This is a genomic window from Alcaligenes sp. EGD-AK7, assembly GCF_000465875.3.
In the GTDB taxonomy this organism is placed as follows: Bacteria; Pseudomonadota; Gammaproteobacteria; order Burkholderiales; family Burkholderiaceae_B; genus Alcaligenes; species Alcaligenes phenolicus.
The window spans coordinates 128369-139017 of the sequence record NZ_AVOG02000070.1; the positions used below are offsets into that span (position 1 = coordinate 128369).

Below are 10649 nucleotides of genomic sequence, written 5' to 3' on the forward strand. Positions count from 1 at the left end.
CCACCACAGGCTGCAAGAGCTACATCTTGAAGATAGCGTCGTGCTCGCGAATGGCATGGCGGTCCGTCATGCCAGCGATGTAATCAGCAATGGCACGGGCCTGAGCAATCGGGTCTTCACGGCGATGCTCCGCCGCCAGCAAACGAGGATCATCCAGAAAAGCATGGAACAGCTCGCGCACAATGTTCTGCGCCTTGCTCATCATGCGCACCACCTTGTAGTGGCGATACAGATTCGCGTGCAAGAAGCGTTTGAGCTCATCAGCCTGCGCCCGCATCTCTGGCGAGAATCCGGCCAAACGAGGCAAATGACGAATCGCATCCACGCTGTCCGGGCGATGCTCTTCCAGCTTGGCACGCGTGGTTTCCGTTAAATCCACCACTAGCGTGTTGATCATGCCGCGGATTATCTCCGCCACCAAACGTTGACCGCTCAAGCCCGGATATTGGGCTTGTACATGCTCGTAATGACTGTTGAACAGGCGCAGTTCCAGCAATTGTTCCAAGCGGATCAGGCCGGAGCGCAAACCGTCATCAATATCGTGATTGTTGTAAGCAATTTCATCGGCCAGATTGGCCATTTGGGCTTCCAGCGACGGTTGGGTGCGATCAATAAAGCGCTGGCCGACCTCGCCCAATTCACGGGCGTGCTTCAGCGAACAATGCTTCAAAATCCCCTCGCGGGTTTCAAAGCACAGGTTTAGGCCATTGAAGGCGGCATAGCGCTCTTCCAGCTCGTCCACCACCCGCAGACTTTGCAGATTATGCTCAAAGCCCCCGGCCTCGGGACGCAGGCTTTGCATGCAGCTATTCAAGGTGTCCTGACCTGCATGGCCAAAAGGAGTGTGGCCCAGATCATGAGCCAGGGAGATCGCTTCGATCAGGTCTTCGTGCAAACCCAGATTGCGGGCAATAGCCCGCGCCAGCTGGGCCACTTCCAGACTATGCGTCAATCGTGTTCGAAATAAATCACCTTCGTGGTTAATGAACACCTGGGTTTTGTATTCCAACAAGCGAAAGGCATTGCAGTGAATGATCCGGTCGCGGTCCCGCTGAAAGGCGTTACGGCCTTGGGGCGCTGCCTCTGCATAACGCCGACCGCGGGACTGTTCAGGGTGACAGGCATAAGCGGCAAGCATTTGCATAGGTTTTACTCCTGTTCCACCGTTGTAAAGCGGGCCAATGCCTGGCGTACCACATCAGGCGCGACCGCCTGCACCTTGGCATGGCCTAATTTATCCAGCAGCACAAAACGCAGCTGGCCACCTTCATTTTTCTTGTCCACCTGCATCAATTCCAGCCAACGGTCCGCAGGCCATTGTGGTGGAGTGATCGGACATCCGCTGGCTTGCACCAGGGCCTTGATACGAGCCACGTCCTGAGCAGGCAAGCCGCAGACCAGGGCGGAGAGCTCGGCAGCCATAATCATGCCGCAGCCCACGGCTTCACCATGCAGCCATTGGCCGTAGCCCATGCCGGACTCGATCGCGTGGCCAAAAGTGTGACCAAAGTTCAAAATGGCGCGCAGACCAGATTCGCGTTCGTCCTGAGAAACGACTTCAGCCTTGACCTCGCAGGAGCGACGAATCGCATAGACGATCTGTTCTTGTTCCAGCGTACGCATGGGCGCAATCTGCTCTTCACACCAGTTGAAGAAGTCCAGGTCGTAAATCATGCCGTATTTGATAACCTCCGCCAGACCGGCGGAGATCTCACGAGCAGGCAAAGTCTTGAGTACGTCCGTATCCACTTCTACAGCGATAGGCTGGTAGAACGCGCCCACCATATTCTTGCCCAGCGGGTGGTTGATCGCTGTCTTGCCGCCCACCGAGGAGTCCACCTGCGCCAGCAAGGTCGTCGGCACTTGCACAAAGCGCACACCCCGCATGAAGCAGGCCGCAGCAAAACCGGCCATATCGCCGATAACGCCACCGCCCAAGGCCACAATCAGGGCCTTGCGATCCAGGTGACCGCCCAGCAGCGCGTCAAAAATCAGGTTCAGGGATTCCCAGTTCTTGTAGGCTTCGCCATCGGGCAGCTCGATCACATGAACAGGCTTGCCGGTTGCAGCCAGGGCTTCCTTTGCAGGTGCCAGGTACAGGGCGGCCACCGTAGGATTGGTGACGATTGCAATGGCAGACGTATCGGCTGGCACCGTGTCTGCAAGATGCGCCAGACGCCCGGCGGCGATATGGATGGGATAAGCGCCACCCTGGGCGTCAACATGCACTACAGACATTTAGCAACCTCGTTCTTTCAACAGGGACAATAAGTGGCGCACCGCATGATGAACTGGCGCCGAGCCAGTTTCAAAGCGGACATCCGCCACTTCTTCATAGAGGGGTTCGCGCGCTTGCAACAGTTCCTGGATGCGGGCGCGTGGGTCCGCTGTTTGCAACAGCGGCCGGTTACGGTCTCGGGCCACGCGACGGTACAGCTCGTCTACGGTGGCACACAAGTACACTACGATACCGCGATCTTTGATGATCTGGCGATTGGCCTCGGACAAAATGGCCCCGCCCCCCGTTGCCAGCACAATACCGGTCTGGCGCGAACAAATATCGAGCACCGCAGATTCGCGTTTGCGGAACCCTTGCTCGCCTTCGAACTCAAAGATAGTGGCCACTCGCACACCGCTACGGGCTTCCAGCTCGTGGTCCAGGTCCATAAACTCGCGCTTGAGTTCCCGCGCCAATTGGCGACCAATGGTCGTTTTACCGGCTCCCATCATGCCTACCAAAATAATGGGGCGTGGGCCAGTCTGTTGTAAATGGAGCAGCTCGGCGTCTGTTAAGGGATCAGGATGTTCTACAGGCATCAGCTCAGCGGGTAAAGAGTGGTTCATTTGTGTATTATCCCATTAGCCTTCCCTAAGCACAGTCCGCTTGCTTAGTATTATTTTGTTACATTGATACTTGGTTTGAGGCCCAGTCCTGCTGCGTTTGGACTTTAAAATCAGCCCTAATGAGTTCCTCTTCCCGCTCCCCCAATTCTAAACCCGAGCAAAGCTCCGGTTCCTGGCTTGCCCGCCTCATCATCAAGACCTCGGTCTTTTTTGTGGGGCTTGGTCTGTGTGCCGTCCTGCTCGGGTCGCTTGCGCTGGCTTTGGCCTGGCCAAACCTGCCTGACCTTAGCGCCATGATCGACTACCGCCCCCGAGTGCCGCTGCGCATTTACACGGCGGATAAGGTGTTGATCGGCGAATTTGGTGAAGAACGCCGCAATGTGTTGCGTTTTGACGAAATTCCCGATGTCATGAAATCGGCCATTCTGGCGGCCGAGGACGATCGCTTCTACCAGCACGGCGGTATTGACTGGATGGGTGTTGGCCGTGCTGCCTTGGCCAATATGACCCATATGTCCAAGACCCAGGGGGCCAGTACGATCACCATGCAGGTAGCGCGTAACTTCTACCTGTCATCGGAAAAGACCTATACCCGCAAGTTCTACGAACTGCTGCTGACCTTCAAGATTGAAGCCACGCTAACCAAAGACCAGATTCTGGATCTGTACATGAACCAGATTTATCTGGGTCATCGTGCTTATGGTTTTGCCGCAGCCTCACGAACGTATCTGGGCAAGCAACTGGGCGAAATCACCACAGCAGAAGCCGCCATGCTGGCCGGTATTCCCAAAGCCCCCTCGCGCTTCAACCCCATTGCCAACTTCGAACGTGCCAAAACTCGCCAAGCCTATGTGCTGGGCCGCATGCGTACCCTGGGCTACATCACTGAGCAGGAATACCAGGACGCGATGGCACAGGAAATCGTCGTGAAATCGGCTCTGGGTACGCCTGCAGGTGGCTACGCCATCCACGGTGAATACGCAGCTGAACTGGCTCGCCAACTGCTGTACGGCGTCTACCAGGACAATGTGTACTCGCGCGGCTTCAATATCTACACCACGATCAAGTCCACCGACCAGGAAGCGGCTTACCTGGCCGTACGCAACGGTATTCTGGATTACACCCGTCGTGCTCCTTACACCGGCCCGCAAGGCCAGGTGGATCTGCCTGCCGGTATTGAAAACGATCACGCCCAGCTGGACTCCATTCTGGATGACTTGCAGGACAAGTACCCCGACACAGGCGACTTGCTGACCGGTGTGGTGCTCGATGCCAGCCCCAACCAGATTCGCGTGGCCCGTACCGCCCAGCAAATTATTGATGTCAACGACAAGCGCGCCCTGAAGATTGTCGCTCGTGGCCTGGTGAAAAACGCCAAGGCAGACGTGCGCATTCAGCGCGGTTCCGTGGTCTATCTGTTCCGCAATGGCGATTACTGGGAAGTGATCAATATGCCTGCGGTGCAAGCGGCTTTTGTGTCGGTACGCCCGCAAGACGGCGCTATCCAAGCCATGGTGGGCGGTTTCCACTTCTCGGACGGGAAGTTCAACCGCGTCACGCAAGCCTGGCGTCAACCCGGCTCGGCCTTCAAGCCCTTCATCTACGCCTCCTCGCTGGAGCGTGGTCTGACTCCAGCCACTCAGATTTCGGACGAACCTTTTGTTTTGACCGCAGCCCAGACCGGCTCCAAGCCCTGGACACCCAAGAACTACGGTCGCACCTACGAGCCCATGCTGACCATGCGCCAAGGCTTGTATAAATCCAAAAACATGGTGTCCATCCGTATCATGCAGGCCGTCGGTCCCAAGTATGTGCAGGAATACGTGACCCGCTTTGGTTTCGACAAAGCCCGTCAACCCGCCGTGCTGCCGCTGGCTCTGGGTGCCGGTAGCGTAACGCCTCTGCAAATGGCCGGTGCCTACTCGGTCTTTGCCAACGGCGGTTACCGCACTGAGCCCTACCTGATCGATTACGTAACCGACAGCACCAACAAAGTCATCATGCGTGCCAAGCCCATTGTGGCCGGTGATGCGGCTGCCCGTGCCATCGACGCCCGTACGGCTTACGTCATGAACGATTTGCTGCGCGGTGTGGCAACTTCCGGTACTGGTGCCCGCTCCTCGCGCGAATTGAAGCGTACGGACATTGGTGGCAAGACAGGGACCACCAACGATTCCCAGGACGCCTGGTTTGCCGGTTACACGCCAGATCTGGTTGGTATTGCCTGGATGGGCTTTGACAAGCCACGCAGCCTGGGTTCGGGTGAAACCGGCGGTGGTGCTTCCATGCCTATCTGGATCAACTACATGCGCGCCGCGCTCAAAGACAAGCCTATCGTCCCTCCAGGCCCCATGCCTTCCGGCCTGTCGCGCATCAACGGGGACTTCTACTTTGACGAATTCCCACCCGGACAAGCGATTGCCCGTGTTGGTCTGCCCGCTCCAGGTGACGGTGCCCTACAACAAGGCGGTAGCGATCAAAGCGATGGTATTGGCGACCTGCTGCGGCAACTGGACTCTGACTCCGGTTCTTCGAGCACGCAAGCCCAGCCCTTCGTCCCCTTCTAAATCCAGTACCCAAACGCCGGCCTAGCCGGCGTTTTTTTATGCTTTGTCCCTCACAATGGCATAATGTTCTGCATTGTCTGCACTAGCTCAACACCTTATGAACAAACTACGTTCCTCCCGCCTGCTGGCCTTGCTGGCACTTAGCATTTTTCTTAGCGCTTGCGGCTACAAAGGCCCCTTGTACCACCCTCCTGCGCAGGAAGCAGCGGACGCCCAAACAGCGCCGCGCTGATTTCCGCCCTGCTCGCTTAACCTCTGTTATTTGACGACACCATGACCGTTGCACCTCACTTCCAATTTCAGAACAACACGCTGCACGCCGAGCAAGTTCCCCTGAACAAGCTGGCTGAAGAATTCGGCACCCCTCTGTATGTGTATTCCCGCCAAGCCTTGCGCGACGCCTGGGAGTCCTATCGAGTGGCAGGCCAGGACCGCAAGTTGTTGGTGTGCTATGGCATGAAGGCCAACTCCAACCTGGCCATTCTGCAAGAATTCGCCCGTCTGGGTACCGGCTTTGACATTGTCTCGGGCGGTGAGCTGGCCCGTGTCATCGCCGCCGGTGGCGATCCAGGCAAAGTGGTGTTCTCCGGTGTCGGCAAACAGGTTTGGGAAATTGAAGCTGCCCTGAAAGCAGGCGTGAAGTGCTTCAACGTCGAATCCGAAGGCGAGCTGGAGCGCGTTGCACAGGTTGCTGAACGCATGAATGTGAAAGCGCCTGTTTCCTTGCGCGTGAATCCGGACGTGGATGCTCGCACCCATCCCTACATTTCCACCGGGCTGAAAGACAACAAGTTCGGCGTGCCTATTGATCAGGCTCCTCGCATCTATGCACGCGCCCAAGAGCTGCCCAGCCTGAATATTGTGGGTGTGGATTGCCATATCGGCTCGCAGATTACCGAAGTCAGCCCCTATCTGGATGCGCTGGACAAGCTGATCAAGCTGATCCTGGCCCTGAAAGAGCAAGGCGTGAACCTGACTCATCTGGATTTGGGCGGCGGTCTGGGCATTCGCTACACCGACGAAACCCTGGTGACCCCTACCCAGCTGCTGACCGAAGTGTTTGCCGCTCTGGACAAGAACGGACTTGGCCATCTGGAAATCGTGCTGGAACCCGGCCGTTCCATGGTGGGCAATGCCGGTGTGCTGCTCAGCCGCGTGGAATACCTCAAGCATGGCGAGACCAAAAACTTCGCCATCATTGATGCCGCCATGAACGACTTGATTCGCCCCACTCTGTACGACGCCTGGCACGGCGTGGAAGCGGTAGAGCCTCGTCCAGTGACGGAGTCCACTCCCCGCTACGATCTGGTTGGCCCCATCTGCGAAAGCGGTGACTGGCTGGCTCGTGACCGTCAGCTGGATCTGAAACAGGACGATCTGGTCGCCATCATGTCCGCCGGTGCCTACGCCTTTACCATGGCCAGCCAGTACAACACCCGCCCCCGTGCGGCTGAAATTCTGGTCGACGGCGATCAGGTTCATGTGATCCGCCCCCGCGAAAGCCTGGAAAGTTTGTTTGCCACCGAACGATTGCTCCCTTAAAGGCGGGCAAGAATGCAGGTAACAACCATTCAGCCTTAAAGAACTCTCGAATCTGACCGTAAAACAGGCCGGGACTGCGCTGCCATCAGCAGGCATCGCAGTCCCGGCCTGTTGCGTCCTGTCCTAGCCGGGAACGCACAGATTTCGCTGTCAGTGGCCAGACAGTTCGATGGTAAGCGCTGGAGGCTGTACCACCATCATGACCACCCCAGGGATACCGACACACGGCTTTGAGCCTGTTACTTCGGCCAGCGAGCGCCTGATTCGCGGCTTGAGTCTTTACGTCATCCCTTTGTTTCTGATCATGCTCACTTTATGGGCATTACTGTTCCTGCCGAATCGCTACCCTACCGTTCCCGGTCAAAGTTTGGGCATTCAGGCGCTGGCCAGCCAGCAAGAGCATGCGGATCCAGAGTTACTGACGCAATTGGAAAATGCCCCGACCCGGCAACGATTGCACCTGAGCGAGCCCCATTGGCTGCTGCTGACCCTGCCCGCCCCCTTCCCCCAGCAGGACCAGGTCCTGCACTTTCCGGCCTCCCCGATTTCTTCGCTGCACTGCCAAGACGCCCGCAGCGGCCAAGCCCTGCGTAACAGTGAGCTGGACCCGCCTACCCCGCTGTCACCCGCCCCGGTAAAAAGCTACACCCTGGAATTAGGCCAGGCGAACCACCCCGACACCGTGCTGTGCCGTGTCGAGACCTCCCGCCCCACCCTCCTGCAAGCTCAGCTCTGGGCCAGCGCTGACGTCACCAACTCCTCGATCCGTCTTAGCCGTGGCATAGGGCTGCTGGAAGGCGGCTTGCTGACCATGGCCATGTTCATGCTGGTGCTGGCCGCCACCAACCGCGCCTGGATCTACCTGCTGCTGTCAGTCTGGCTGATTGGCAACCTGCGCCTGGGTTCGATGGCCATGGGCTGGGATACCCAGTGGCTAGGCCAGATTCTGCCCTCGCAGTACATGCCGGTGCTGCGTCAGGTGACCATCGCCTGCTACTTCATCCTGAGCTATTCCCTGTTTACGGTATTGCTGGGCAACTCGATTACTACCGCCCGCCTGCAACGCTTGCTGCCTACGGTGGGCATACTGGGCCTGATCCTGTTACCCGTGTCCCTGCTGGCCCCGGCGTCCGTGTTCCAGCCCGTCATGTGGGTCAGCACTATCTACGCGCTGTGCTGCGTCTCTGCCGTGCTGCTGTCCGTCCTCCTGCACACCCGCTCGCGCATCTTGCTCTGGCAACTGGTGCTGCTCAGCATGGCCCTGTGCATGCTGATTTCAGCCATCTTTCTGGTGGCCTTTGGTCGCTCCAGCTTTGTAGAGAACTTCAACGGCGTCATCGCCTTCCTGCTCTCCAATCTGATGGTAGCCCTGGCCGTAGGTGAACGCTTGCGAGAAGACCGCAGCGAATCCCTGCGCGCCCGTAACGAACTCATGGCCCACTACCTGCTGACCCCTGTCGGCATGTTCACCCTGAACGAATCCGGCGTCTTTCTGCGCATCAGTCCCATTCTGGCGCGCATGCTCAACATAGACGCAGACCCGAACGAAAGCACCATTCACTGGACCAATTTCTTTCCCGAACAAGACTGGAAAGCCGTCGCCCAAAGCACACAAAATGGTCAGGACGTGACCATTACCTACTACGACGCCGATGCCCAGCCCTGCCAATTTGCCTTGCGTGTGGCCATCGTCAATCAGTGCATCGAAGGATCTCTGCAAGACATCACCGCCCGTGCCGAGACCTACCGCCAACTGCGCCTGATGGCCGACAATGATCCGGTTACCAATGTCCTGAACCAGCGCGGCATCGAAAAAGCACTGGACGGCCTGCTCAGCCGCAGCCAGGACGACAAACCGTGCCTGCTGGCCTACTTGGACCTGAACCACATCAAATATGTGAACGGCACCTTCGGCCATTCCTCGGGCGATGCCCTGCTGCTGAAAGTCTGCGAGCAACTGGAATCTGTCCTGCGCAGCAAAGACAAGATTGGCCGCATCGGCAGCGACGAATTTGTCATCATCTTTGAAGACTGCGAACCCGACCAGGCTCGCACTCTGGCCAATAGCGTGCTGGAATCGCTGAACAAAAGCCCCTTGCTGGCTGGCAACCGCAGTTTCAACCTGCGCAGCACACTGGGGCTGGTCGAAGTCGCCCCCGGCATGGCTCCGCAAGAAGCCATCTCCGCCGCCAGCCGAGCTGCCCGCGACGCCCGCCGCCTGCATCAGGACATGATTATCTACGGGCAGGACTCCAACGTCCTGCAAGAACACGCCGAAGAACTACGTTTATTTGAAGAGCTGGAAGGTGGCTCTTCTCGCGCGCTATACCTGGAAATGCAGCCTATCGCTGCCTTGCGTCGCCCCATGGACAGCCTGAACTTCGAGGCCTTGCTGCGCGTGCGCGACTCCTCTGGCCAGCTCATCCCTACCGGCCGCATCATCGCAGCAGCAGAAGAAAGCGGCACCATCACCATCATCGATAAATGGGTGTTCTCCGCCACCCTGGAATGGATGTCCAAACACGAAGCCCAGTTGAGCAAGACCCAATGGGTCACCATCAACCTGAGCGGCGTGTCCCTGAACGACGACACCTTCATCAACTGGCTCTTCGACATCCTGGCCCGATTCGAACACCTGGCCCGCCGACTGTGTGTAGAAATCACCGAAGGCGTCGCGCTGGACGACCTGGAGCACACACGTAATTTCATGCGTCGCCTGCAGAAAATGGGCGTGCGCATCGCACTGGATGACTTTGGAGCAGGGTACACCTCCTTCTCCTACCTGCGCGAACTGCCCGCCGATGCCATCAAGATTGACGGTGCCCTGATTTGCGACATGCTGAAAAAAGAAACCAACGTCGCCATCGTCCGTACCATCGTCGAATTGGCCAATAACCTGGGCATGATCAGCATCGCCGAATGGGTCGAAGACGTCCCCACCCTGAAAGCCCTGCAAGAACTGGGCGTGGACTACGTACAAGGCTTCATCATCTCCAAAGCCTGCACCCCTGCAGACCTGCTCAAAGCCCAAGCCATGACCGACTTGGTCAACGACCCGGCAGCCCGCCAGTTCCTGATCGAATCCCAGGATAAATTCCCGCCCGCCATGTAACTCAAATAGCTACCCAAGGCCCACAGAGGGCCTGACCGCTCAACAAGAAGAAATAGGCGAATCCAGCTCCAAGCCCCGCTTCGAATCAGCCGCAGCGTGCAACGCAAGCTCAGACATAATTAAAGCAACAGAGGCTACTTCTTTGGCAACCCTGCAGGTGGATAAGCCTGTATTGAACCCAGCTCTGGATACACAGATAGGGATGGCTCATAAATAAACACTGTGAGCCGCTGGTGTGCGGGTCGGGGTGTCGGGGCGATTCAGAGTGCTTGCCGCGGGCAGAAGATCGCGTAGGGGTTCAAGCATCCTGCTGTTTGAGCACGACGCTTATGGTTTGTCCGGGGGGACAAACCATCGTGCGAGTTCAGGATGCGCCCTACGCGATCTTCTGCCAAGGGCACCGGTGCGCAGCACCGGCAAGCGCTCAAGCCCCGACACCCCGGCCCGCACACCAGCGGCGTCTCCCAGCGCTTATGCCACTCCACAGAACACCCTTCAAGGCCCCCCACCAAGCACCGCCCCTCAAAGAAAAAATAAACAGCCACAAAAAAACCCGAGTCCGGCACTCAGCCAAACTCGGGTTT

Annotated in this window: 7 protein-coding genes; 4 read left to right on the forward strand and 3 right to left on the reverse strand. The window is 57.8% G+C overall.

The features are described 5' to 3' along the window. Positions 1–19: 19 nt before the first annotated feature. Genes N879_RS19845 through N879_RS19855 form a run of 3 tightly spaced genes read right to left on the reverse strand, consistent with a single transcriptional unit; the run spans position 20 to position 2844 of the window. Entirely contained in the window at positions 20–1144 is a 1125-nt protein-coding gene (locus tag N879_RS19845; protein ID WP_009461973.1) for a deoxyguanosinetriphosphate triphosphohydrolase, read from the reverse strand. 5 nt (positions 1145–1149) lie between these two features. After that, a complete protein-coding gene (gene aroB / locus N879_RS19850; protein WP_022983678.1) occupies positions 1150–2238 on the reverse strand; it encodes a 3-dehydroquinate synthase in 1089 nt (362 codons plus the stop codon). Beyond that, a complete protein-coding gene (locus N879_RS19855; protein ID WP_009461975.1) occupies positions 2239–2844 on the reverse strand; it encodes a shikimate kinase in 606 nt (201 codons plus the stop codon). Between the two features lie 119 nt (positions 2845–2963). On the opposite strand from N879_RS19855, the gene N879_RS19860 reads away from it, so the two are divergent. The 4 genes from N879_RS19860 to N879_RS19870 all read left to right on the forward strand — a co-directional run bounded on the left by N879_RS19860 (position 2964) and on the right by N879_RS19870 (position 10065). After that, positions 2964–5411: a penicillin-binding protein 1A gene (locus N879_RS19860; protein ID WP_009461977.1), complete on the forward strand. Its 2448-nt coding sequence runs from the start codon at positions 2964–2966 to the stop codon at positions 5409–5411. Between the two features lie 97 nt (positions 5412–5508). Further along, on the forward strand, positions 5509–5643 hold the full coding sequence (lptM, locus tag N879_RS20245) for an LPS translocon maturation chaperone LptM (protein WP_022983679.1): 135 nt from the start codon (positions 5509–5511) through the stop codon (positions 5641–5643). Positions 5644–5684: 41 nt separating this feature from the next. Beyond that, the gene (lysA, locus tag N879_RS19865) at positions 5685–6953 is read left to right on the forward strand and encodes a diaminopimelate decarboxylase (protein ID WP_009461980.1); all 1269 of its coding nucleotides are present in this window, start codon (positions 5685–5687) and stop codon (positions 6951–6953) included. Between the two features lie 199 nt (positions 6954–7152). Further along, the gene (locus N879_RS19870) at positions 7153–10065 is read left to right on the forward strand and encodes an EAL domain-containing protein (RefSeq protein ID WP_022983680.1); all 2913 of its coding nucleotides are present in this window, start codon (positions 7153–7155) and stop codon (positions 10063–10065) included. The last annotated feature ends 584 nt before the right edge of the window (positions 10066–10649 follow it).

Bases quoted from the DNA above. Each gene is read 5' to 3' on its own strand.
- N879_RS19845 (WP_009461973.1), bottom strand. From the start codon at position 1,144: ATGCAAATGCTTGCCGCTTATGCCTGTCACCCTGAACAGTCCCGCGGT.
- aroB (WP_022983678.1), bottom strand. From the start codon at position 2,238: ATGTCTGTAGTGCATGTTGACGCCCAGGGTGGCGCTTATCCCATCCAT.
- N879_RS19855 (WP_009461975.1), bottom strand. From the start codon at position 2,844: ATGAACCACTCTTTACCCGCTGAGCTGATGCCTGTAGAACATCCTGAT.
- N879_RS19860 (WP_009461977.1), top strand. From the start codon at position 2,964: ATGAGTTCCTCTTCCCGCTCCCCCAATTCTAAACCCGAGCAAAGCTCC.
- lptM (WP_022983679.1), top strand. From the start codon at position 5,509: ATGAACAAACTACGTTCCTCCCGCCTGCTGGCCTTGCTGGCACTTAGC.
- lysA (WP_009461980.1), top strand. From the start codon at position 5,685: ATGACCGTTGCACCTCACTTCCAATTTCAGAACAACACGCTGCACGCC.
- N879_RS19870 (WP_022983680.1), top strand. From the start codon at position 7,153: ATGACCACCCCAGGGATACCGACACACGGCTTTGAGCCTGTTACTTCG.